Annotated in this window: 27 protein-coding genes and 1 other RNA gene; 1 reads left to right on the plus strand and 27 read right to left on the minus strand. The window is 44.4% G+C overall.

The window, feature by feature from the left end:
• Positions 1-33: 33 nt before the first annotated feature.
• A complete protein-coding gene (locus ASG85_RS02460; protein ID WP_060645268.1) occupies positions 34-1,128 on the minus strand; it encodes a glycoside hydrolase family 15 protein in 1,095 nt (364 codons plus the stop codon).
• Positions 1,129-1,204: 76 nt separating this feature from the next.
• A complete protein-coding gene (locus ASG85_RS02465) occupies positions 1,205-1,705 on the minus strand; it encodes a YpuI family protein (RefSeq protein WP_029195899.1) in 501 nt (166 codons plus the stop codon).
• Between the two features lie 173 nt (positions 1,706-1,878).
• On the opposite strand from ASG85_RS02465, the gene ASG85_RS02470 reads away from it, so the two are divergent.
• Positions 1,879-3,795, plus strand: coding sequence for a S8 family peptidase (locus ASG85_RS02470; RefSeq protein ID WP_060645269.1), 1,917 nt, complete (start codon positions 1,879-1,881; stop codon positions 3,793-3,795).
• Between the two features lie 576 nt (positions 3,796-4,371).
• Here ASG85_RS02470 and rnpB read toward each other — a convergent pair.
• The 25 genes from rnpB to ASG85_RS02590 all read right to left on the minus strand — a co-directional run bounded on the left by rnpB (position 4,372) and on the right by ASG85_RS02590 (position 24,962).
• An RNA gene (gene rnpB / locus ASG85_RS02475) (RNase P RNA component class A) lies at positions 4,372-4,789 on the minus strand.
• Positions 4,790-4,923: 134 nt separating this feature from the next.
• On the minus strand, positions 4,924-6,033 hold the full coding sequence (locus ASG85_RS02480; RefSeq protein ID WP_057303084.1) for a Nif3-like dinuclear metal center hexameric protein: 1,110 nt from the start codon (positions 6,031-6,033) through the stop codon (positions 4,924-4,926).
• Positions 6,009-6,773: a tRNA (adenine(22)-N(1))-methyltransferase gene (locus tag ASG85_RS02485; RefSeq protein ID WP_057303085.1), complete on the minus strand. Its 765-nt coding sequence runs from the start codon at positions 6,771-6,773 to the stop codon at positions 6,009-6,011. Before ASG85_RS02485 ends, ASG85_RS02480 begins: the two co-directional genes overlap by 25 nt.
• Before the next feature lie 3 nt (positions 6,774-6,776).
• Entirely contained in the window at positions 6,777-7,607 is an 831-nt protein-coding gene (locus ASG85_RS02490) for a hypothetical protein (RefSeq protein ID WP_060645270.1), read from the minus strand.
• A 114-nt stretch (positions 7,608-7,721) separates the two neighbouring features.
• Positions 7,722-8,837, minus strand: a complete 1,116-nt coding sequence (gene rpoD, locus ASG85_RS02495; RefSeq protein WP_028558036.1) for an RNA polymerase sigma factor RpoD — start codon at positions 8,835-8,837, stop codon at positions 7,722-7,724.
• A 37-nt stretch (positions 8,838-8,874) separates the two neighbouring features.
• Positions 8,875-10,722, minus strand: a complete 1,848-nt coding sequence (gene dnaG / locus ASG85_RS02500) for a DNA primase (protein ID WP_060645271.1) — start codon at positions 10,720-10,722, stop codon at positions 8,875-8,877.
• A 49-nt stretch (positions 10,723-10,771) separates the two neighbouring features.
• Complete coding sequence (locus ASG85_RS02505; protein ID WP_057303088.1) at positions 10,772-11,236, minus strand: YaiI/YqxD family protein; 465 nt, start codon at positions 11,234-11,236, stop codon at positions 10,772-10,774.
• A 91-nt stretch (positions 11,237-11,327) separates the two neighbouring features.
• Positions 11,328-12,143, minus strand: a complete 816-nt coding sequence (locus ASG85_RS02510) for a pyruvate, water dikinase regulatory protein (RefSeq protein ID WP_057303089.1) — start codon at positions 12,141-12,143, stop codon at positions 11,328-11,330.
• Between the two features lie 177 nt (positions 12,144-12,320).
• Positions 12,321-13,070 (minus strand): DNA repair protein RecO, encoded by a 750-nt coding sequence (gene recO, locus ASG85_RS02515; RefSeq protein ID WP_057303090.1) that lies wholly within the window; start codon positions 13,068-13,070, stop codon positions 12,321-12,323.
• A gap of 54 nt (positions 13,071-13,124) precedes the next feature.
• Positions 13,125-13,277 carry a YqzL family protein gene (locus tag ASG85_RS36750; protein ID WP_082562144.1) on the minus strand — a complete coding sequence of 51 codons (153 nt, stop codon included), beginning with the start codon at positions 13,275-13,277 and terminating at the stop codon, positions 13,125-13,127.
• 96 nt (positions 13,278-13,373) lie between these two features.
• On the minus strand, positions 13,374-14,273 hold the full coding sequence (gene era, locus ASG85_RS02520; RefSeq protein ID WP_057303091.1) for a GTPase Era: 900 nt from the start codon (positions 14,271-14,273) through the stop codon (positions 13,374-13,376).
• Positions 14,274-14,279: 6 nt separating this feature from the next.
• Positions 14,280-14,693 (minus strand): cytidine deaminase, encoded by a 414-nt coding sequence (cdd, locus tag ASG85_RS02525; RefSeq protein WP_057303235.1) that lies wholly within the window; start codon positions 14,691-14,693, stop codon positions 14,280-14,282.
• A gap of 32 nt (positions 14,694-14,725) precedes the next feature.
• Positions 14,726-15,430: a diacylglycerol kinase gene (locus ASG85_RS02530; protein WP_057303092.1), complete on the minus strand. Its 705-nt coding sequence runs from the start codon at positions 15,428-15,430 to the stop codon at positions 14,726-14,728.
• Complete coding sequence (ybeY, locus tag ASG85_RS02535; RefSeq protein ID WP_057303236.1) at positions 15,430-15,957, minus strand: rRNA maturation RNase YbeY; 528 nt, start codon at positions 15,955-15,957, stop codon at positions 15,430-15,432. The genes ASG85_RS02530 and ybeY overlap by 1 nt, the downstream gene beginning before the upstream one ends.
• A gap of 43 nt (positions 15,958-16,000) precedes the next feature.
• Complete coding sequence (locus ASG85_RS02540) at positions 16,001-18,232, minus strand: HD family phosphohydrolase (RefSeq protein ID WP_414858660.1); 2,232 nt, start codon at positions 18,230-18,232, stop codon at positions 16,001-16,003.
• 37 nt (positions 18,233-18,269) lie between these two features.
• Positions 18,270-19,235, minus strand: coding sequence for a PhoH family protein (locus ASG85_RS02545; protein ID WP_057303093.1), 966 nt, complete (start codon positions 19,233-19,235; stop codon positions 18,270-18,272).
• A gap of 6 nt (positions 19,236-19,241) precedes the next feature.
• On the minus strand, positions 19,242-20,435 hold the full coding sequence (gene yqfD, locus ASG85_RS02550) for a sporulation protein YqfD (protein WP_060645272.1): 1,194 nt from the start codon (positions 20,433-20,435) through the stop codon (positions 19,242-19,244).
• Positions 20,436-20,469: 34 nt separating this feature from the next.
• A complete protein-coding gene (yqfC, locus tag ASG85_RS02555) occupies positions 20,470-20,748 on the minus strand; it encodes a sporulation protein YqfC (RefSeq protein WP_047672305.1) in 279 nt (92 codons plus the stop codon).
• A gap of 154 nt (positions 20,749-20,902) precedes the next feature.
• Positions 20,903-21,364, minus strand: a complete 462-nt coding sequence (locus ASG85_RS02560) for a hypothetical protein (protein ID WP_060645273.1) — start codon at positions 21,362-21,364, stop codon at positions 20,903-20,905.
• Positions 21,365-21,385: 21 nt separating this feature from the next.
• Positions 21,386-22,375: a flotillin-like protein FloA gene (floA, locus tag ASG85_RS02565; RefSeq protein WP_321166551.1), complete on the minus strand. Its 990-nt coding sequence runs from the start codon at positions 22,373-22,375 to the stop codon at positions 21,386-21,388.
• A 71-nt stretch (positions 22,376-22,446) separates the two neighbouring features.
• Entirely contained in the window at positions 22,447-23,106 is a 660-nt protein-coding gene (locus tag ASG85_RS02570; protein WP_082562145.1) for an NfeD family protein, read from the minus strand.
• A 286-nt stretch (positions 23,107-23,392) separates the two neighbouring features.
• Positions 23,393-23,836 (minus strand): GatB/YqeY domain-containing protein, encoded by a 444-nt coding sequence (locus ASG85_RS02575; RefSeq protein WP_060645274.1) that lies wholly within the window; start codon positions 23,834-23,836, stop codon positions 23,393-23,395.
• Between the two features lie 8 nt (positions 23,837-23,844).
• Positions 23,845-24,018 (minus strand): 30S ribosomal protein S21, encoded by a 174-nt coding sequence (rpsU, locus tag ASG85_RS02580; protein ID WP_029195880.1) that lies wholly within the window; start codon positions 24,016-24,018, stop codon positions 23,845-23,847.
• Positions 24,019-24,132: 114 nt separating this feature from the next.
• Positions 24,133-24,483, minus strand: coding sequence for a histidine triad nucleotide-binding protein (locus tag ASG85_RS02585; RefSeq protein WP_057303098.1), 351 nt, complete (start codon positions 24,481-24,483; stop codon positions 24,133-24,135).
• 161 nt (positions 24,484-24,644) lie between these two features.
• Positions 24,645-24,962: a hypothetical protein gene (locus tag ASG85_RS02590; RefSeq protein ID WP_060645275.1), complete on the minus strand. Its 318-nt coding sequence runs from the start codon at positions 24,960-24,962 to the stop codon at positions 24,645-24,647.
• Between the last annotated feature and the right edge of the window lie 10 nt (positions 24,963-24,972).

The raw sequence follows: 24,972 nt of genomic DNA on the forward strand, positions 1-24,972 counted from the left end.
TAACAATTTGCCCGCTATCAGGGCGAACTATGCTTATTTTAAGCTGTCAGAAAGCACCAAGAACATCGCTTGAGACCAAAGAAGCGGCAGCGCTGGCTCTCCCCATTTGGCAATCCATTCCGGGTGAGATGAGGGATCTCTAAGGCTTTCCGCGACTTGCTCCGGCAATCGGCCAAGCTTATCTGCTTTACTCATTACCCAATCTAAGCATCGCTGAGCCTCTTCACGATTACCCAGCTTCGCCTGGTACCATCCATACCATGCAGTAAGCAGCAGCCACTCTCCGCCCCCATAATAGCGATCCTCGACATATCTTTGGATACCTTCATGCTTGAGGTCAGCTTCAATAGCTTGTACCGTCTTCAACATAATAGGATCATTAACTTCACAGACACCGAAAGGAACGGTCAGCCACAACAGACTTGCATCCACGCCATTTAAAGCAGGCTGCCATACTTCTTCCAAGCAATGAATAGATTTAACGAAACGCCCCTCATAGACGGCATGATCCATGATAAACTTTTTTATCAACGCCGCTTTCTCTAGCAGTGGAGGACGATTCTCTAGTTCACCAAGTGCCTTTAAACCGCCATAAACACATGCTAATGTAGCCGGATGAACGTAATCAGGAAACTCTTCCCAACAATCAAAATTCGGAAAATGCCAGAACGTCATCAAATAATCAACAGTTATCTCAATACTCTCTCGCAACTCATTTAAGAGCTCGGAATGACCTGTTATACGAATATGTTCCGTAAGACCCCATAGCCACGCTCCATAACCATCCAGTTGAAAATGTCCCCACTCTGATACATCATCACGGCCATCTAAATGATAACGTGTTCCAAAAAATTCGGAGCGGTCTATCCATTCTTTGGCTTCCTGTTTACGAATTAACGCATCCACACGCGGACGCTTGTCCTTCAAAACATGATGTACCCAGCGATAGAATAGCTCAGCACTTTCGGTTTCCATAGAGCGATCCATCGCATTCGCGATAAAAGTCCCATCTCTGAGCCAACTGTAAGAGTACGGCGGAAATAACGGTGAAGCTACATAACCACCGCTAGGATGCTGGTTCAGCTTAATAATCGAGATACTGCTGTTGATTAATTGTTCACGCTCCATGCATCATGTCTCCTTTAAAAGAAAAAGGATGCGCTTATAGTCGCATCCCTTCTTGTATTTGCCAATTCAATTAAAATTATACTTTTTCGCCTTGCATACGACGTTGAGTGATGTAATCTGTTTCATAGTAAGACAAATCTTCACGAAGTTCCTCGAATACTTTGGACAGCTCAATCGTTAAATCGCGCACTTCACGTGATGGCTTTTTGCGGAAACGAATAGCATCTTGTCCTGTATAAGCATAACGACCATCTTCAGAGTAGCATTCATTTTTAGGGTAGAAAAATGTATTGACACATGTATGATAAACCTCATACAGTACTTTTTCCGAAAAATCCACATTAAAAGTAGGACGTCTCAAGCTAACGCCCAATTTCTCGTACGCCACTTCACAAAATACTAATAGATGGCGAGTATCCTGCAAATAACCGCGGTAAAACTCATCCATAGCAGGATCATTCTCCACATTTAACTGTGCGAGCGAATTTTGATTCAGAAACAGCTCCATTTTGGCAGTCGTTTCTTTTAACTTCGTACGCGTTGAATCACAAATATTTTTCACATTAAAAACAGCCATTTATGAAGACCTCCTATAATTGCGCTATTCCTATCCTACCATAAATTAACCCGAAGTGGTATATGTAAAACTCCAGTTTCCATGTATAAAACAATCCTCCGCTCCTCACCCTAGTCAAAGGTAATTCGTTTCGTCAGCGGAATACTAAGCACGTTTAGAAGGAGGAGCTGTTTATGTGGCGTTATCTGTCATCTATGACTTTAGTTCTTGGTTTAGGCATTATCCTTTTCCCACACCATTCAAATAACGAGAACCAACCTGGACCCGAAGTGTACAGTACAAAGTACGAAACAACTGCAAAGTTATCTCTTCTGGAACAAGACGTTAAGCTGACTGATGATCTATGTAGAAGCCAATGTTCCATCGATTATTCGCGAATGCTTAGCAAAATTGAAAGCGGAGAGCCAGCTTTAACAGTGCTAAGTGAAATGAAAAAAGAACATGAAAAAATGGATGTGCTTATTTGGTCGAAGCAAAGCCAACCTTTGGAAAAAGGGATTACAGTAGGTGAAGTGCCAAGTTCTTATAAAGAACAGGCCCTTTCCTATTTAAAGGAAGCTAAACTAGCCGTCGATGAAGGAAAACATTACCAATCACCTAAATTCGGCGCGGCGCAGCAAATTTATTTCGTTCAGGGCACTCCTTCAACTAATAGAGACAGCTCCTTAGTAGGTGTTATTCATCAGGATATTCTTCATCAAGTAACTGATCACCAGTTGAAAAACTTACGCCTAGAGCCTTATCCTAGTGAAAATCGTTGGAAAGTCGAGTCAGTGGATACGGACACTTTACAAGATAAAGTCGTCGATCATCCTGAGGATAATCAAGGAACAAGCCACTATCATCAAAATGAAGTAGTGGTCCGCTTCAAGCAGGATCCAACGGAAACTCAGCTGACACAAATCAAAAACGAAATAAAAGCCATTTCCGCCCAAAAACTCGGTTATACGTATGTATTCCGCACGCAAAGCATGGAAGCCAAAGCATTAATGGCTTATTTCAAAAAATGGGATGTCGTCTATGTAGAGCCTCATTTCCTCTACTTAACAAATGATTATTATGACGATCAAGAAGAAGCTGCGAATAAAGATGACTCCAGTCAGACAGATTCGGGAGCCTCGAGTTCGACCTCAACTGATATAACGGCTAATTTTATGCCTAATGATAATCTATACAGTAGGTATCAATGGAACTTGCCTCTTATCGAGACTGTTCAGGGATGGCAATTATCGCGTGGTTCGAAAGATGTGATCGTCGCTGTTGTCGACACAGGAGTTGACTTGAAGCACCCTGATCTGACTTCTAAACTTTTGCCTGGCTATAATGTCATTAGTGATAATGACAACCCGCAGGATGATGTTGGACATGGTACTCATGTCACAGGTGTTATTTCTGCATTAGTTAACAACAATCTAGGTGTAGCGGGTATGACTTGGTATAACAAAGTATTACCAGTCAAAGTTTTAGATCAAACTGGAGCAGGCAGTACCTATTCAGTCGCTCAAGGTATCATTTGGGCTGCTGATCACGGCGCTAAAGTCATGAATCTCAGCCTTGGCAATTATGCGGATTCAAGCTTTCTCCACGACGCCATCCGATATGCCTACAATAAAGATGTGGCACTCATCGCGGCGAGCGGCAACGACAATACAGAAAGACCTGGTTTTCCAGCCGCTTATCCGGAAGTGTTAGCTGTGGCCGCGAGTGATTCTCAAAATAACAAGGCGCCCTTTTCAAATTATGGCGACTATATTGCTGTGACGGCACCCGGTGTCAGTATCGCAAGTACGTATCCAAATAATCAATACGCCGCGTTATCGGGTACATCCATGGCTAGCCCACATGTCACTGCTTTGGCAGCCTTGGTTCGTTCTACGAATCCTGGTTTGAAAAACACGGAGGTTTACGAAATCATTAAACAATCCGCACAAGACCTCGGTACAAAAGGCAGAGACAAATACTTCGGCTTCGGATTAATAGATGTTGTGAAAGCTGTAAAAATGGCGGAACAAAGCTCACAGCAGATTTCTTACTTTCCGCAAAACCTATCTCGTCAAATGCATCTCATTACGAAAAAGTATGCCTATTAAAGTAAAGGGGCTGTCCCAAAAGTCAATTTATGATTTTTGAGCCCCCACTTAGAATCAGATTCATATGTAAAAAGAACCTCCATCTCCCACTTTAGTAGTGGAATTGGAGGTTCTTTTGTTTATATTTGGGACATGCTCAATCATGTGCGAGCACTTTTGGGACAGCCCCTTTTTGATCAAATGTACGTGCTAATTCTTGCACGATTATTACAGCATTTTGTAGGGAATCGCTCATCAGTGGATGCCTTTGAGCTAATTTCGCTTCGTTTCAAGATCTTCCTTTTATCCTTGCCGCTTTGTAAAACTTGAACTCTTCTCTAAAGTAAAACAAGAGCCTCTAAAGGACTCTTATTTCTCTTCATTAGCCACTTTTTGCGAAAATAGAAGCTTCTGGAGGCTCTTATTCGGATAAACTTAACTTAAACACTGGTCTAAGTATCAAATAGAAGCCTTTGGGGACTCTTATTCCGCTTCTTTACTCACTTTTTGTGAAAATAGAAGCTTCTGGAGGCTCCTATTTTTTTTCTAGAAAAATTAAATACCCGCAGGGCCTAAGCCTTGCGGGTAACCGACAGTATGGAAAGTTTGCCGTAAGCCGGGTTCTGTACTTCCAGTGGTCATAGCGGGCGTCTGTCCCCTGCCACCATTGAAGTGACAATCATCTATCTAGGCCATACATTGCTGCACAGCTCAAGCGACCAACCCGAACGCGTCTCAGGCTAAGACTGCCACCTCGAAAGCGGCTTGCGTTCCTCTAGGTCTTGCTCCAAGTGGGGTTTACCAGGATCTATGTCACCATAGAACCTCGTGGTCTCTTACACCACGGTTCCACCCTTGCCTGTGAATCCCTTGCGGGAAACCATCGGCGGTCCATTTCTGTGGCCCTATCCTTCAACTCGCGTTGACTGGACGTTATCCAGCACCCTGCCTTATGGAGCCCGGACTTTCCTCTCGCTGTGGCTTACCCACAGCCAGCGATTGTCTGTCAAACTTTCCGGTGCATTTGCTAGTATACTAAGAATGCCTTCGAAATACAACTGCTGATCGTTTCCTCAAATACCATTTGAAACTCAGAAGGTAAATAAGGCATGCCAAGAAATAGGCTTTTGAGCAATCTAGCCCTAATCCCTACAGGAACTGGAATGGCTCTGTTTCGACCTCGGATGCCAGCACCTGCGTGTCCGTCTTGGCCAACTGCGCGGCGAGATAATCCGCTACGCCGCGCTTCATGATCTTCTCGACGTTATGTCCAACGTCGATCAAAGCCAAACCCGCCGCAAGCGCATCGTGCGCGGTGTGGTAGTCGATGTCGCCGGTGACCAGCACATCGGCGCCGGCGAACAAGGCGTGCCGCATGTAGCGGCCGCCAGAGCCCCCCAGAACGGCCACCTTACGGATGGGCCGTTCCAAATCGCCTACGACGCGCACCGCCGGCACGTCGAACACCTGCTTCGCGAGCTCCGTCAGCTCGCGAAGAGTCTTAGCCGCGGGCAGCTTGCCCACGCGGCCTAGACCGAACACTCTACCCTTGAGGTCCATCGGGTAGAGGTCATAGGCCACCTCCTCATAGGGGTGGGCCTTCAATAGAGCCTGAACCGCCTTGCGCTGGACGCTGGCGGTTACGATGGTCTCTACGCGTACTTCCTCTACGCGTTCAAGCTTGCCTGCTTCCCCGATAAACGGGTGCGTCCCTTCTTGCGGCAGGAACGTCCCCGTTCCGGGGATGTTAAAGCTGCAGTGGCTGTACTGCCCGATTCCACCCGCTCCCGCGGTGAAAAGGGCATCCAGCACAGCCTGGTGATGCGTCTCAGGCACGAAAACAACCAGCTTCTGCAGCTTCTCCGTATGCACATCCTCCAGATGAGTAAGCTCCGTCAAACCGAGCTTATCAGCCATCATATCGTTAATGCCGCCTTCAGCCACATCCAAATTCGTATGAGCGATATAGACAGCGATGTCATGCTTAATTAATTTTTCATATAAACGACCGGCAGGCGTATCCGTTTGCAGATGAGCGAGCGGTCTGAAAATAATCGCATGATGAGCAATAATAAGATTAGCGCCTTGCTGAATGGCTTCTTCAACCACTTCATCGGTGACATCCAAGGCTACGAGGACCTTTTGGATTTCCTTCTGCAAAGACCCTAGCTGTAAGCCTATTTTATCATCAGGCATCGCATAATGCTTCGGCGCCAGCTGTTCAAACAGCTGGATTACGGTTTGACCTTTTGCAAACAAGCGAGTACCTCCTTTATTTCCTTCATTTCTTGACCGACCTGCTCTGCCTTAGCAACAGACGCTTCTGCGGAGGATAGTTGGAGCTGCCCTTTAATCATGGCCAACTTTTTCAGTTCGCTTTCCCACTTGATAAACCATACTTCTGGAGCCTCGCTGATGAAGTATGGCCCCATTTGAAGCAAGCGTTCCTTCGATACCCTAACCCCACCTGGCAGTTGACGTTCAGCGTAAAGAACATTCAATGTATCCTTTTCCGCATCCGGCACAGCTATGGCTGTCAATATCTCATAAATCTTACCGTCTTCCTCTAGAATCGTTTCGGATTCCAGATTCCAACCCTGCTGCAGCAACCAACGCCGCACATGATCTTCACCGACATTGGGCTGCAAAATGAGATGAGTGACGCCTTGCAGCTTATGCTTTCCAGCTTCCAAAATACTCGCCATCAAACTTCCGCCCATTCCGGCGATCGTAATGACATTGACTTCTCCAGCCTCAATAACGGCGAGTCCATCACCGGATCTTACACTGATTTTCTTGGACAATCCGCTTTCTAGAACTTGTCTTGTTGCCGCTTCAAAAGGCCCTGGATTCACCTCGCCAGCCACAGCAAACAAAATAATACCCTGTTGTGCCAAATACGTTGGCAATAGGGCATGATCGGAACCAATGTCCGCTACCTTTGAGCCTAATGGAACTCGGTCTGCAATCATTTGCAGTCTTTTCGATAATTTCACCATATGTTACATTACCCACTCTACCCATTTTTTACGCAGCAAAAATAATGCCACGCCTGCAGAAACTAACTTGCCTGTAAACGATAATTGAATGAGACGAGAACTCATATTGACATCTGTTAGAAACGTCATCGCTTCAGGAGCAAACCATACAATACTCCCAACTAACAGAAGCACGCTAGCTGCTTGCTTATTCGTATGATGCGCAAGCCAAGCCATCCATATAAGTACAATACTAACCGGAATCCAACTAATTTCAAGTGAGAACCACCCAGGACTGTCAAGCTTGTGCAGCAATAGCCACCCATATGTACCGACTAGCCCCAGCCAGCCGCATATCTGGAAAATGGCCATACGGCCTACTAACCCATTAAACAGCCAGACACTACTACAAAAAGCTAAATAACCAACATAGGCATAAGATGAACTCACTTCATACAAATCTAATAAATACAAACCGAGAAAAAGCAAAGCAATCGAAGAAACACCACAGAGCAAATAAGAAATAACTGGTGCTTTCTGATAATGCCGATATGCAAATGCATAACAAATGATGACAAAAATCGTGGAAATTCCAATTTGCATTGGCAATCCAAAAGAGTTAAAATTAAGAGCAGATAAGGCAAGAGCGGCAATCACCGCCATAATGGCCAACCATATTTTCCAATTACTGTTCGCTACCGAGGATGCGGATACCCCCATTAATGAAGCAGGTTTAGGCGTTGATTCATCCACATACAAATTTATTAGGAAATCGCAGTAATGCTCAGGAAGCAATTTGCTTCTGCGCCAATGATGGATTTCACTGACAATCACTTTTCGTTTCTCTGCATCCATTTATTCGCTCACCTTCCTAGCTACTTTATCGGTGAATTCTTCCTCTGGCTTTAGTAGTAGTTTTTATAATAAAAAAAGACCCCGCCGAATTGGCAGGGCCCTCTCACAGCGTCTTTATTCCAAGAAATCCTTTAACCGTTTGCTACGGCTTGGGTGTCTCAACTTCCGCAAAGCTTTAGCTTCGATCTGACGAATCCGTTCACGTGTAACACCGAAAACTTTACCTACTTCTTCAAGCGTACGTGTACGTCCATCATCTAGTCCAAAACGTAAGCGAAGTACATTCTCTTCTCTTTCCGTCAACGTATCCAGAACGTCCTCAAGCTGTTCCTTCAGAAGCTCATACGCGGCAGCATCAGCTGGTGCCAACGCTTCTTGATCCTCAATGAAATCTCCCAAGTGAGAATCGTCTTCCTCACCAATCGGTGTTTCTAACGACACAGGCTCTTGTGCAATCTTCATGATTTCACGTACTTTATCTGTGCTCAAATCCATCTCTTTGGCAATCTCTTCCGGTGTAGGTTCACGCCCTAATTCTTGCAGCAATTGACGGGAAACACGGATAAGTTTATTAATCGTTTCGACCATATGTACCGGAATACGTATCGTTCTCGCTTGGTCCGCAATGGCACGGGTAATCGCTTGACGAATCCACCATGTCGCATACGTACTAAACTTATATCCTTTGGTATGGTCAAACTTTTCCACAGCTTTAATAAGCCCCATATTACCTTCTTGAATCAAATCTAGGAACAGCATGCCTCGACCTACATATCTTTTGGCGATACTGACAACGAGTCTAAGGTTAGCTTCTGCTAAACGTCTCTTCGCTTCTTCATCCCCATTTTCAATCCGTTTGGCTAACCCTACTTCATCTTCCGCGGAAAGAAGCGGTACTCGACCAATTTCCTTCAAATACATCCGAACTGGATCATTAATCTTAATCCCTGGCGGTAAGGCCAGATCATCATCGAAGTTAAACTCATCGCGCTCATTTTCTTCTGGATTCATGGAATCCTCATCGGATTCGTTCCCTACATCGATCCCTTGCTCCGAAAGCTGTTCGAAAAACTCATCGATTTGTTCAGGATCCTGATCAAAGGGAGCTAATTTCTCCATAATATCCTTGTAAGTTAGTGAGGACCGCTTTTTCCCCTGCTCAATTAGCTGGTCTTTCACCTGGTCCAGGGTCAATTCTGTCTCTAGTTCTGTACGCTGATCATTCGCCATGGTACGGACTCCCTCCTCCCTAGTCATTGCAGTAATACTAAGTTGACTTCAATCGTTTTTCTAGGGCAATAATTTCAATAGCAATTTGTGCAGCTTTAAGATGGTCGCCCGCGCGTTCTGCACGAACTCGTTCTTCTTTCTTGCGTTCAACTTCTTCTTGCATTGGAACTTTGCGAATTTGGCGAATATAGTCGTCAATCACTTGTTCGTTAATTCCATGACCAGCACCCATCATTACAATGGAACTAGCCAAGCTCTCCAGCTGTTCGTCTTGCAGCATGGCAATGTATCGGCTTGCATCCGGCTCAGCATTCTGAGCGTAGTAAGCATATAAATAAGCAGCTAAGACTGCGTGAGCTTCAACATTGAATTGATCACCTAATTGTGCTTCCACTTGTGAGCAGACGTCACGGTCATGCATCATTACCGCCAATATCAACCGTTCTGCATTATGATAAGCGGGCAAAAGTGATGGTGATTTTTTGAGTGTTCGTTCCACTGTTCTCCCATTATTCATAACATTATTCCACAGAATTGGTTTATTATCCCCCTCTGGTCGGTTTTTTTCCGATTGCAGCAAGATTTCGTGAAGGTCTAACTTCATCGCCTCATACGAAGATTCCGGGAATTCAGAAGCCAATTGTTTCAAATAATGTTCACGTTCCATCGGAGATTGAAGATGACTGATTAATTTCACAGCAGATTGCAGATAACGAAGTCTGTCACCGTCCTCATGCAACTTAAAATTTTTGCGGATGTATAATAGCTTATATTTCATCGATGGTACGGCTGGTTCAATAATCTCCCGTACGAATCGGTCAAAACCATAGTTTCTTACATAATCATCTGGATCCTTGCCGTCTGGCAGCATGGCTACCGTGACTCGGCTGCCTGTCTCTTCTAGAATAGGAATACTTTTGAATGCTGCTGATTGTCCTGCGTTATCCCCGTCATAACAAATGACGATTTGGTCAGCGTTACGGTTCAGCAGAGCGGCATGTTCCTTCGTTAATGCTGTCCCCATCGTGGCGACACCATTACTAATTCCCGCTTCCCATGCTTTAATGACATCCACATAGCCTTCAAAGAGAACTGCTTGTTGAAGCTTACGCATATTAGGTCTAGCCAGATGGAGGTTATACATTGTCCGGCTTTTATTAAAAAGAATGGTTTCCGGACTATTTAAATATTTGGGCTGCGCATCGCCCATCGATCTGCCTCCGAATGCGATAACTTTGCCAGTAGAGTCGCAAATAGGGAACATGATGCGTTCCCGGAATTTATCCACATAGCCGTTACCTTCATGTTTGGCAGAGATTAAACCGCCCTTCTCCATCAGGGCTAAGTCGAACTCTCGTTTATCTAGCTGTTGAACGAGTGTGTCCCACATGGCCGGTGCATAACCAATTTGGAAGGTTTCGATCAGCTTATCCGAAATTCCTCTTGAGGCCAAATAACCTTTTGCCACTTTGCCTTGTTCCGTGTTCCCAAGTATATAATTGTACAATTTCGCTGTAAAATCATAAGCTTTTAACAAGGTTGCTTTCTCTTGCTGCTGTTCATTTTGCTCCTCTGTTGCTTCCTCCCAAGTGATTGGGATATCCGCTTCTTCTGCCAGCTTACTTATGGCCTCGGCGAAGCTAAGTCCTTCGATTTCCATTACGAATCGAATCAGATTCCCACCCACATTACAACCAAAACAACGATAAATTTGTTTTTCTGGTGTGACAGTGAATGAAGGACTTTTCTCAGAGTGGAACGGGCATAGCCCCTTCATATAATGCCCTTGCTTGCTCAAATGTACGTGCCTACCAATGACATCAACAATGTCATGGCGCTTAAGTACAGCCTCAATGACCTCTTCAGGTATGCGTCCGTACCTCATTTTCGTTCCACCTACAATTCAGGTCGCTTTTCCGACTAATTACTATTCGCTACTTGTTTTCGATTTCCTGCAAATATTTTAAAAGTTTTGTCAAACCATGTAGAAAATTTTGACGATCTGCCTCCGTAAAAGGTTTTGGCCCCTTCGAATGCTTTCCGCTTCTGCGCATTTTGGCCGATGCGTGACGACGATCCAATAGGAAATCAATCGAACTATCGGTATATTCCTGCCCTCGATTCGTTAAGCAAATAGATCCCTTAGCCAATCCTAAGGCGGCGAGTCCAAAATCTTGTGTCACCAAAATATCACCTTGCTGAATCTGATTGGCAATATATAAATCGACAGATTGATCAGAACGGTCCACTTGAACGACCTTCACGCCTGGGTTCTCCTTCATCCGATGATCGAAAGAAGCAACTAGCACAACTTGTACACCAAACTGCCTACCTGCTTGCTCAATTTCAGATTTTACTGGACAAGCATCGGCATCAACGATAATACTTCTCGCTCGCATACAGTTCAGCCCCTGCTCTCTAGAAGAAATCTCACCGTACTATTATATACGATGGACTTACAAAAAATCCTGCAAGGGAAAACATAAAACCTTACTGGACTCGTTCGATATGGTCCATGATTAAACTTGCTGTCTCTTCAACGGCACGGTTGGAAACATCAAAGATGACGCAACCGATTTTGCTCATAATTTTGTCAGCAAAAGCCAGTTCTATTTTAATACGTTCTACATTGGCGTAGGTTGCATTTTCTGCTAGCCCTAATGTTCGCAGCCGTTCTTGACGTATGACATTCAATTTATCCGGGTCAATCCGCAGCCCAATGATCTTATCCTTTGGAACCGTATAAATCGCAGCAGGCGGCTGCATTTCCGGTACCAATGGAACATTGGCGACTTTAAATCTTTTGTGCGCCAAGTACATCGATAAGGGTGTTTTGGACGTCCGAGAAACACCTAATAAGATGATGTCTGCTTTTTGTATGCCGCTAAAATCCCGACCGTCATCATATTTGACTGCGAATTCAACCGCTTCAACTTTTTTGAAATAATCCTCATCGAGCGGATGAATCATACCCGGTTGTCTGCGAGGCTCTTGGTGTAATGCTTGCCCTAAGGTAGCAACAACTGGCCCAAGTAAGTCAATATGTGGGATATCGTACTCCTTCGCCTTGGCTATCAGATCGTCTCGCAATTCAGGTATAACCAATGTAAACACGACAATTCCGCCATGTATCCTAATCGCATTGATGACTTTATCTATTCCTTCAAAATCATGGATAAATGGAGCTCTCATAATTTCAACGGGTACAGGATGAAACTGCATCGCAGCGGCACGCACGACTGATTCTCCTGTTTCCCCAACTGAATCAGAAACTACATATACGCGAGTAGGTAGTGGGTGATCCATTTCCCTAAGCCCCTTTCAGCAGGGACGAGGCCCTACATTAGTCATTTGTATGTAAAGTTGATGTAAACAGAACGAAAGCATGAGAAAAACCTCACCGATATGCGGACAGCACAAGGGCGAGGTGATTTCCACCACATCATATCAAAGCCGAAATCACATGTCAAATTAGAATCAACACTATATGTTGTATTTTTCCATTTGTTCAATAAAGCCTCTTGATTTCCACTGAACACCAATATGGATATCCATGTAAGCTCGCATACAAGTCTTCAGCTGCGCTTTCGTTTCATCCTTTACCTGAACGGCACCAAGTCTCCGCATATCCATGCGAGGAAATATTTTCAAAAGCTTAAGCGCTCCTTCACCGATAGGAATAGCCGCGGTATCTTTGTATCGACAGCGAGCACATAAAGTCCCACCCATTGCAGGACTAAAGGTCGTAATCCCCGAAGTTTCTCCACAGGAGACACAAGCATTGGTCACAGGAAGATAGCCGGCTAGATCAAACATCTTCATTTCATAGAGATGAACGACGATCTGCATGTCCTTGCCCTCTTCAATAGCCATTAGTCCAGCTTTCAGTTGCTCAAATATATAAGTGCTGCCCTCTTCGTCACCAAGCATCCGGTCTGTCATCTCCACCAAATAAGAAGCATGCGCAGACATATGTAAATCTTCTCGTAAAGCATGATGGGCTTCGATAATCTCAGCACTATTCAGAGACCCCATCTGACCCCTTTGTTTGAAAAAAACAAAATCGCCGTACGTAAAAAGCTGCGTAACGGCGGCATGTCGACTTTTCACTTTCTTCGCACCCCGAGCCATGACACCAACCTTACCCAGCTCGGGGGTGAATAAACTAATAATCTTATTTCCCTCTCCATAGTCCATACTACGGAGTACAATCCCCTGTACGCTGCGCAGCAAATGACTTCCCCCATGAATGCCGCTCTGAAATTTACGAGCCTAATGAATATGAATTTACATATTCAGACCTTCGAGCGGTTCTTCGTTACTTTGATCCTCTTCCTGTACATCGGTGTCCATACCTGGTTCTCCGGAGACTTGTTTGTACAGCAGATAGGCATCTACATCACCGGTCTTTGAAAAATACGTCCACGAAAAATCTTTCATGTTCAGCATCCTCCCCATTGAACGTGATGTTCTTAGGATGCGCAGAGGAAGCTTCTCTATGCGAAATAAAAACTGGAACTGTTAGGGAAAAATCTATTAGTCGTGACGGAAGCCAAGATCACGCAGGACTCTGTCTTGATTTCTCCAGTCTTTTTTCACTTTAACCCATAGTTCCAAGAAAGTTTTGGAACCAAGCAACGTTTCGATATCACGGCGAGCCTGCCTTCCAATTTCTTTGAGTAAACTTCCTTGTTTGCCGATGACGATACCTTTTTGCGAATCTCGCTCAACAAATATGACTGCCGAAATATGGACTACACCATTGGGCTCAACACGCATGTCTTCAATCTGGACGGCAATGGAATGCGGAATTTCTTCCCGCGTCAAATGTAAGATTTTCTCACGTACGAGTTCAGCGCATACGAATTGTTCCGGGTGATCCGTAATTTGGTCGGCTGGATAGTACTGCGGACCTTCCGGTAAATAGCGAACAATTTGTTCCAACAATGTTGTTACATTGTTACCCTTGAGAGCAGAAACCGGCACGATTTCAGCAAAGTTATACAAATCTTTGTAATTTGTAATAATCGCCAGCAGCGCTTCAGGCTGAACAAGGTCAATTTTGTTTAACACCAAAATGACAGGCGTTTCAACATGCTTTAGCTGCTCGATAATATATCGGTCGCCACCGCCAATCCCTTCGGCAACATCAACCAAGAACAGGACCGCATCCACTTCCCCAAGTGTTCCATGCGCCACTTTGCTCATGTAATCGCCTAACTTGGAAGTCGGTTTATGAATACCTGGCGTATCCAGGAAAACAATTTGGCCGTTATTGGATGTATAAACCCCATGGATTTTGTTTCTTGTTGTCTGAGGCTTATCTGACATGATAGCAATTTTTTGCCCGATGATTTGGTTCATCAGCGTTGATTTCCCAACGTTCGGACGTCCGATGATAGCGACAAAGCCTGATTTAAATTCTTTTTTAGCCACTTCTAGTTATCCTCCATTTATATGCAAATCTTTCGTTGTGAAAGCACCTGGCAATAAGGCAGACACGGTAGTTTCTGCAAAATCACCTTTTAAATTACCAAGGTAAACTGGCATATCCGGCTCACATAGTTCCACCAATACCTGGCGGCACACACCGCATGGGGAAATAGGACCTTCTGTGTCCCCCATCACCGCTATAGCTTGAAAGGAACCTGCCTTATGACCATCAGCAATTGCGCGAAATAACGCAGTTCGCTCAGCACAGTTGGTCGGTCCATAGGCAGCATTTTCTACATTACAGCCATAGTGTACATGACCGTTTGCGTCCAAAAGCGCCGCACCAACTTGAAAATTCGAATAAGGTGTATAGGCTCTTTTCATCGCTTCTTTCGCGTGTTGAATGAGTTCTTGTTGATTCATTGCCATCAACCTACTTTCATTTTATATTAACGTTATAGCATGTTAAGGCATGAAAAAGCGAGGATTGTGACCATGATGCCAATGAGTGCTCCAAGAATTAGTGCTGGAAATGGTCGCTTCCTCTTGTCATACAGCATAATAAAAATAAGTACAGAGAGCGTGTAGGCAAGCAGAGCAACTATCGTTTGCGAGACGAAAATCGTAATGACAGTAGCAATTGCGAAAGCAACAGCCGTTAACAAGCTAGGTCGTACCAGTTTCCCTTTATCTGAGAAACGTGTCTCAATCACGATAACCGTCAAAACAACAAGGGCTATAAGGACCCAAATTGTTCCCGCTGATACTGGAGCATCTTGCATTCTGGAATTTCGCAGCAAGTGATCGATAGGCTCATAAAATACAATCATGCCTACAATCACCGCAAAACCTGCGGACACCAATACGGACGCCGCGGCGACGTCCTTCGCAATTTTGGCTAACGGATGGCGATCTGGCATAGCCAGATCCACCGTTTTCTCCACAGCCGTATTGATGAGCTCAGTAACAATCATTAAAGTTACCGCCAGCAGAATAAACAGAATGTCCGTTTTGGGCAGATGGATAAATAGCGCTGCCAATAAAACAAGAAAAGCAACGCAAAAATGGAACTTCATATTGCGCTGCGTATCTAAAGCATATTTGATTCCCTCATAGGCATACCGGAAGCTCCTGCGCCATTTACGGAAGCCGTCCGACATTAGCGGGTCAAACCTGCCTTCTGCAAAATGTCCTCCTGCTTAGCAAACATAATCTTCTCTTCCTCTTCACTTTGGTGATCATAGCCGATCAAGTGCAGGAACCCATGAACGAATAGAAATCCGAGCTCACGCTCAACGGAATGTCCATAATCTTCGGCCTGAGCGATGGCACGGGGAACCGAAATGATAATATCACCTAAAGGCTCAATAAACCCTTCAGATACCGTCTCACCGTCCTGAAGTTCATCTGCGTCGCCTTCACCATCATCTTCGTAGTTGATACGAATTTCATCCTCTCCGAACTCGCTCATTGCAAACGAAAGAACATCGGTCGGTTTATCTAAGTCACGGTACTGTTTATTAAGCTCTTGAATCGCTTCATCGTCTACAAATGTAAGGGCAACTTCACCCGCCGCAACGCCTTCAAGTTCGCCTGCTAAACGCAGCAGCTCTTCAAGCTTTTCAATAAAAGCAGGCGTGATTTCTTTCACTTCTTGCTCACTGTTCCACTCTAATGTTAAATCCATACTTGCCATTATGTGTCCCTCCTTTAATTTGTCGTCGATATCATTAAGCCCCTGACTTCTTTGGAGCTAGCTCACTTGGATATTCAATCCTCGAGTGAAAGATCCCTAACAAGGTTTCGTTTAATGTTTTGGCAATCTTATCGAGTTCTTTGAGCGTGAGATCACACTCATTAAATTGACCGTCATCCAAACGAGACTTAATAATTTTGTGCACCATCGAATCAATTTGCTCTAGCGTCGGATTACGCAGTGATCGAACTGCAGCCTCCACGCTATCCGCAATACCCACAATTGCTGCTTCTTTGGATTGCGCTTTGGGACCAGGGTAACGAAAATCCTCTTCGCGGATTTCTTTCTCACTGCCCTCTTCTTCGGCTTGTTTCACCGCTTTATGATAGAAATAGTGCAGAAGCGTCGTCCCATGATGCTGTTCCGCAATGTCTCGTAACGGCTTGGGCATTTTGAAATCCTTAAGCATTTCAACGCCATCACGTGGGTGCGCTATGATGATCGACTTACTTAAATTCGGATCAATTCGATCATGCGGATTCTCAATATTCGTTTGATTTTCAATAAAGTAGCTAGGGCGCTTTGTTTTGCCGATATCATGATAATAAGAACCAACTCGGCATAGCAGCCCGTCAGCTCCGATGGATTCAGCTGCGGCCTCCGACAAATTACCCACCATGACACTGTGATGATAGGTCCCCGGTGTCTCCGTAAGCAGCTTGCGCAGTAAAGGATGATTCGGATTAGAGAGCTCCACCAATTTGAGCGGAGATAGAATACCGAATGCAACTTCGAAAAAGGGCAGCAGCCCAATAACGAACACAACCGTTAATAATCCGCCTGCAGCCGCGAAAGAAAGCGATAGAAGGGCTTCTCTCTTCTGAAAATGATCTTCCATTAACAGCATCGATGTAATCGTTAACATGGAGAAGAAGGCAATCATGAGACCAGCTTTCAGAATGGTAGCCCGTTGGCTTGCCCTTTGAATCGTGAACACGGCACTGAAACAAATAGCTAAGCTAACTAATCCGAAACGGTAGTCAAAAAGCAACACATGCTCCGTGTTAAAGATAATACTTGCCATTAAGGAGAATAAGACCGATGCAATGAACGCTAGCGGAGCATCCAGTAAAATGGCAATCAGGATACTTCCTAACGCAGTCGGAGCCAGATAACCAATATAAGGATAATCTAGATTTTGCACGAGAGAAATCAGTTTCATTCCCATGACATTGATAAGAAAAATAAGAATGAGCATGACGAGTTGAGAGTTATTGTACTTGATCGGCAATGTGCTTTGTCGGACAAACATATAGACGGCGAATGACAAGAGAGCCGAAAGAATACTGAGCCCTAATTGCGGCAAGTAATTCGCTTTGTCCTTCAAGAGCTCTAGTTTATCCAGCCTAGCGTATATCTCTTCCGTAATGACATCCCCCACTTTAACGAGAACATCATTCTTATTGATGTATACCGGCTTCACACTCTCTCTAGCTTGTCCTTTGGCATCCTCAGTGCCCTTTTGATCAAAAAATTTATTCGGCGTTATGAGGGCTCTGGCTATTTCGGTAACCATTTCACGAGATGTATTCTTCGTCAGGTTCGATGTATTGACAAGCTCAGCAACTTTAGCTCGGGCTGTCTGCGCATCCAAGATTTGATCATTCATCAATTTGTAAATGATGTCTTTCGTCACTGGACGCATGGCCGCTAAATCATCTTTGGTCAACCTTGGAAGCTTAAAATAAGTTTCTTCCGGCAGCGGGTACTGCTGTTCGGCAAGCCCCTGCTGGATTTGTTCAAGCAATAAATCGTTATATTGACCGCTGATACGAAGTGATTTAATAGATTGATTTTGCGTATCGCTGATTAGCTGTGGAATAACCCGGCGATAAATGCTGACTTTGTCGTCGAATTTCACTTCTTCATCCGCATTGATTTGCAATAATTTATCATAAATAACATCAATAAGCGTATCATTTTTGAGATTCACAATGCGATAAACGGGTTGGACGCGCTTGGCAGCGTCTTCTTTCGCTTGTTCAGTAGCAATTGCGTTTTCAATTTGTCTAGGAGCATATATGGTTTTTTCACTCGTCGTTCCTAACACAATATCATAAACTTGGGGCACAAGCTTAACGTAAAGGGACATATAAAAAATTAACGCCAGCAAGAGAAACAACAGTACGCGAATACCTGTACTGTATTTCCATCCGTTCAGCTGGTAATGAAATTTGCCTTTCATTTGCACTTCATTTTTCTTCACGGAAGGTCATTCCTCTCTACCTAACAACCCTGCTCAGTTACTTATCATTTTCAGCATTGTATGCAACAATGATTTTCTGAACAAGTGAATGTCGAACCACATCCTGCTCATCAAAATAAATAAAGCCGAGTTCTTCGATATTACCGAGAATGCGGTTTGCTTCTACGAGACCGGACGATTTGCCACGCGGCAAATCAATTTGCGTAACGTCCCCGGTAATCACCATTTTGGAACCGAATCCAAGTCTTGTTAGAAACATTTTCATTTGCTCAGGCGTAGTATTTTGCGCCTCATCCAGAATGATGAAAGAATCATCTAACGTTCTCCCGCGCATATAAGCCAGTGGTGCAATCTCAATAAGTCCTCGTTCTAATGACTTGGCTACTTGCTCAGGTCCCAGGACATCATTAAGAGCATCATACAATGGGCGTAAATAGGGGTCAACTTTTTCCTGCAAGTCCCCCGGCAGAAAGCCCAGACTTTCCCCAGCCTCAACAGCAGGGCGCGTTAATACAATCCTTTTGACGGCCCCTTCTTTAAGCCTCGTCACGGCAAGTACAACAGCTAAATAGGTTTTACCTGTTCCTGCGGGTCCAATTCCGAAAACGATATCCTTCTTCTTAATCGTCTCGACATACTTCCGTTGTCCTATCGTTTTGACACGTATAGGTTTACCTTTGTGCGTTGTTGTAATTTCACCTTTGAACAAATCAAGCAATTGGTCGGTTTTCATCTGCTTCGCAAGTTCAACTGCGTATAAAACATCCCGCTCTGTCAGCGTATAATTATTACGGATGAGCTGTAGAAGAACCTCAAAAAGCTGCTGAAGTGAGTTCACTTCCGCAGCATTCCCCTGAATCGTTATTTCAGCTTCACGCGTATAGATTTGTGCAGGAATCTCCCGCTCGATGACATGCAGAAATTTATCCTGCGGTCCGAACAAGGCTAGTCCTTCAACCGGATTTTTCAATGTTATTTTCACAGATTGCGCGTATTCTACCAACAGGCCTCATTCTCCTCGTATCACAATTGGTTGTTCTTCGGCGATATTTTCTTCGACTTCAAAATGCACGTCTATATAAATTTTACCATTCTCTGTTTTTTCATGCAAAATTTTTTCGCCGACAATTCTAGCATCTGCTCCTTCGGCTCCAAGTAATTTGGCTTTAGCCTGCTCTAAGCCCGCCTTTTTAGCATTCGCTGGGTCAATAGGTTCCTCGACAATTTGAACCTCCATCACCTTTTCATGAAGCCAACCGATAGGAAGCGAAAAACTCCGCCAAGCCAGTGTTTTACGCTCTGGAATCGTTTCGAAATGCTCGAATTTCTGCTTGCCATATCCGCTTACTTGCAGTGCTCTTGTCCCAAATACAAGATAATTGCGAGTCGTAGCTTCACCTGAATATACGCTATATGTTTTTGTTAGCGGAGTTTCGATTCGGGAGGTATACCAAACGATCCCCTTTACTTTACCACTTGCAACCACCACTTGACTATTTTGTTCATCGCCGATAGTTCCCGAGATAAGCACGTCCCCTTTTCGCACATACGTATTCGGCTTCACCATCGGCTTGCCTTTAACTGATAAAATCTCGGTAACGAGCGCGTTTTTGGCAGCAACTAAATTCCGAGGATTCATAAGCGGTCCCTTATCAGGAATAGTTGCCTCGACAACCTTGATCGTGATATGGGTACCTCGAATTTCGACACCAACCCAAGCCGCATTCGGCAGCATTCCTTGAATCGCGCGCGATAGCTCCTCTGCTTTCTTCAACTTAAACTTCCATTGAAACGTATGTATGCCCTGTTTGGAAGCAGCTTGCAAAATTTCCGACTCAGAGATACGATCATTCCCTTCCACACTAACTTGCCATACAAGCGAAGTCAATAAGTAGAGACCTATGATGAAAGCAGCCATTCCTGCAAAAAAAACCTTTCTACGGCCCAGTCTGTCCATAAAAAAAGGCAGCCCGTGCCTTTCCGTAACATGCACCCGGCAGCCTGTCCGTTTCAGGAGCGGTTTTAGTCTGAAAAAGTCTTTGATGAGAATTAAAAGCTCAAGCTTCCCCCCATCTGCAGCTTGAATATCCCATATGGAGAAGCCCTTCTCCATCATGGGATTGATTAATCTTTCACAACCTTCACCTCGTATTTGAATGCGCACATAACCTCGCAAACGAGCAATGAAAAGGGATTGTTTCATGACTCAGCCTCCTGTTCTCAGTCCATACTTTCATCTATGGTTCATATTTCACATTATCGATCAAGCCCTCAATAAACACTTCTTCTGAAAGAATAGCTCGAATGACTAATTGCTTTCCGAACACTTCTAGCGTCCCTTTCGTTAATTCGAGCTTCAAGTTTTCACTTGAAAAATGAAGTACACCCCGATGATTCTCTACATAAAGCTGTACGTTGCCGATCATCGTAATTCGCGGCAAGTCCTGTACCACATCCTGAGGAAGATCAAGGATTTTGGCCGTGAACTGGTTCCATTTGCGGGTCAAGCGACGCATAGCTGGGAGTACCCCCTCTAACTAGATGATCATGAATACAGAAAAAGCGCAGAGACTTTCTACCAAATTATGCGGAGAGAGCCAGTTTTATGTGAAAAACCTGTATAGCAAAGAACGCCCACTCGATCGATCGAGTGGGCGTTCTTACATCCTATTATTTGCGATAAGGCTTCTTCGACCTAGGCGGGCCGAGAATTTCTGCCCACACAACTCCTTGTAGGAGTTGTCCTTGGCTCGGTTGTTCAGGAAAGGGACTCGGCGTAGAGATCGCATCTGCGTAAACAGATGAGCTTTCATTAACAATCTGCGTAGGCGAGCCGAATGGAGAAGCCTTTTGATTGGGCTTTGTCGAGACCGTCTTAGCTTTGTTAGAACGACCATACTCGTCTTGTACGTGTCCCGATTGCAAAGTCGATCCTAACCCCTTCTGGTCTGATTTCTTCGCTTCTACTGGTCGCGTAGAGCCATGAGGGGCATCACCAAAGGATGGCATTCCTGGTCTCGCATTAGTCCCCTGATTCGCTCGTCGGCTCTTACTTCGAATTTGATAAAAAAAGGCGAATGCAATAATAACCAGATACCAGTTCTTCAACACAATTCCAATGAGCTGTTCCATCTGATCACCTCTTCAAAACTACTATTCTTTCTCACTCTTACCATCATTTATTTTGCCGAGTGAAGAACGCATTTGTGTATCTGCATCGATATTTTTAAGATTCATATAGTCCATGACACCTAATTTACCATTTTTAAGTGCTTCAGCCATCGCAAGCGGTACCTGTGACTCTGATTCGACCACCTTCGCACGCATTTCTACAACTCTGGCTTTCATTTCTTGCTCGGCAGCAACGGCCATTGCACGTCTTTCCTCAGCTTTAGCCTGAGCGATTCGCTTATCGGCTTCTGCCTGCTCCGTTTGTAAATGGGCGCCAATGTTTTTTCCTACATCCACATCCGCGATATCAATCGATAATATTTCAAAAGCCGTTCCGGCGTCTAACCCTTTACCCAGAACCGTTCGAGAAATCAAATCGGGATTCTCAAGGACATCTTTGTGAGAGTCGCTGGAACCAACTGTAGTTACAATCCCCTCACCTACACGAGCGATAATCGTTTCCTCACCCGCGCCCCCTACAAGGCGGTCAATGTTCGCTCGAACCGTAACCCTCGCTATAACCTTTACTTCAATTCCGTTCTTCGCCACTGCTGATACATTAGGCGTTTCAATGACACGTGGATTTACACTCATTTGAACAGCTAACAAGACATCCCGACCTGCGAGATCGATAGCCGCTGCGCGTTCAAACTCCAAGTGAATCTTCGCTCGGTGAGCAGCAATTAACGCATTGACAACCCGATCAACGTTACCGCCTGCAAGAAAGTGACTTTCTAGCTGATTGACACTTAAATCAATACCCGCTTTCGTAGCCTTAATCATCGGATTGACGATCCTACTCGGGGTCACGCGGCGAAGCCTCATAGCAATTAAAGTAATGATGCTAATCCTTACTCCAGAAGCAAGTGCTGAAATCCAAAGCATGACAGGTACAATGCTCAGCAATACCGAAAGTGCAATAATAACAATGGCCGCAACCAACACCAAATATAATCCTGGTTCTATGTTCATTTTTTCCTCCTAATATAGGGATCTTTGAGTGGAGCTCAAAGTCTCTCCGCTTTGGGATCTTTGAGCGTCGCTCAAAGTCTTTCCTCTTCTCGTACTACAACACGAACTCCTTCTACTTCCACAACAACAATGTTCCTTCCCGTGGGAATAAAACTGCCATTCGTCACCACATCTACGCGCTCACCATGAATAATTGCAGTCCCGGCAGGGCGGAGCGGAGTAATCGCTTCTCCCGTCATTCCAATCAAATAGGATCGATCCGGGTTGGATGTAAATCCTTTGTTCGTCGTTAGCTGCTCCTTTAGAATAAACCGGTTCCAAATACCGCGGTGCTTAAAAGTTTTAATCGCGAAGGAGATCGCTACGATTGCCAACAACAAGGCGATACCCAGCATTATCGCTGCTTGTGTGGGATCTGAAGATGCCATCAGAACCCCGCCAAAGAGGCATATTGCACCTAATACACCTAGAATCCCAAAACTCGGAACGACCAATTCCAGGATAAGAAGAAGTAACCCGATTCCGAAGATAGCCAAGTCACCGAAACCAGCAAAACCAGCTAAATAAAAACCAAGAAAATAGAGTGCAAAACCAGCTACCCCCGCTAAGGCGAGCAATCCACTGCTGAAAAAAAGCAGCTCCAATGCAATTCCAATGATCCCAACCACTAATAATACCGTCGCTGTAACGGGATGAGTCAGAAAGGCAGATAAGTTTTCTACAAACATCATCTTTCACTCCTTCCCCTGAATCTTCCTTATCATTAATATGTACGTTCCAACACACAAACTGTTTCGTTTTTATTAAAGAGAATGAGAAAACCTCTATCGAGGTCATTCAGGGATGCGCGACCGCGTTTAAAGAGGAGAGACTTTGGTCTACGACCAAAGATCCCTATATTAAGTTTTATCGCCAATAAGAAAGCGTTTTCGGAATCCGAAAACTTATACTTTCTTATGTGGAAAACAAAAGACCGAGAGGACTTGGTCCACTCGGTCTTTTCAAACATATTTTGTATTAACCTAATAATTGTTGAACTAACTGATTGATAAGTTTACCATCAGTGCGTCCTTTAACCTGAGGCATCAATGCCGTCATCACTTTGCCCATATCCGCTTTGGAAGAAGCACCAATTTGCTGGATGGTCTGCTGTACAATGGCTTTCACTTCTTCCTCAGAAAGCTGTTGCGGCATGTACTCAGCTAGAATAACAAGTTCTGCCTTCAGGCTCTCGGCCAAATCATCTCTGCCGGCCTTCGTAAATTCATGGAGGGAATCCTTACGCTGTTTGATTTCACGAGTTAGAACGTCAAGCACTTCATTGTCATCTAAGGCTCTTTTCAGTTCAATCTCTGAATTCTTAATGGTAGATCTTACCATCCGAATTACGGAAAGTTTAAACTTGTCCTGACTCTTCATCGCTTGCTTCATATCTTCGTTCAATCGATCGCTTAAGCTCATATTGCCTCCTAGAACTTTCTCTTACGAGCAGCCTCAGATTTAAGCTTACGCTTAACGCTAGGCTTGTCATAATGTTTACGTTTTTTAACTTCTGCAAGAATGCCATCCTTAGCGATGGAACGCTTAAAGCGACGAAGTGCAGCATCTATAGTTTCGTTCTTACGAACTCGAGTTTCTGACAACAGTTTTCCCTCCCTCCGAACAGACCATCTAAGACAAAACGGTTCATCAAATCTCATTATAGGTCATAGTAATTAGGGTGTCAATCGCAAACCTTTCGATTCGTGAAAGGAAGCTTAATTGTGAACGCCTAGAGGCGATAAACGTGCCCCAGCCATAAGATGATAATGAAGATGGTGAACAATTTGCCCCGCGTTAGCTCCAATATTCGTTATAACTCGATAACCCGATTCTTCTACTTCTAGTTCTCTAGCAATTTGTGCAGCCGCACGCTGAATTTGCCCGATCATGTTCCAATCCTCTTCTCCCGCATCCGCTAGTGAAGCAATATGCTTCTTAGGAATGATAAGGACATGAATAGGCGAAGCTGGCTGAATATCATGGAAAGCAACAATCTGTTCATCCTCATACACTTTCTTAGAGGGAAGTTCCCCCGCAATAATTTTACAGAAAATACAATCACTCATTGTTCGGCTTGTCCCCCACTTTCGTGAAAATACTACTTTTAATTTTATCGGAAAAGAGCTAAAAAATCCAATCCAATCTATAATTTTAAATGGAATAATTGCAAAAAAAGAAACACCTTATTAATTGTAAGATGTTTCTAGATTGAACTGGTTTCATTCCATTAATAATAGGGAAGTAAGGATAAGGCTAGTAATCCAGCTAGCGGTAGGATTTGTCTTACAAAGCGGCGCCTTGGAAATCCGTAACCGTAACCTGGAAATCCATAACCTGGATATCCGTATGGGTATCCAAAACCGGGATAGGGAAAGAAAGCTCTCATCTGTTCCTGATCCATTTCACCAATCGGAACGGCTAAGTATAAATTTTCATCATCTACATCTTCCACAATACCGTCATAAACCGCACCACTAGTTAACGTTACACTCACGTAACGATACATATGCTTCTTACAAATGGCATGAACTTCTTGATGATTCATAGGCTTATGC

The sequence above is a fragment of the Paenibacillus sp. Soil724D2 genome (assembly GCF_001427935.1).
Taxonomy (GTDB): domain Bacteria; phylum Bacillota; class Bacilli; order Paenibacillales; family NBRC-103111; genus Paenibacillus_E.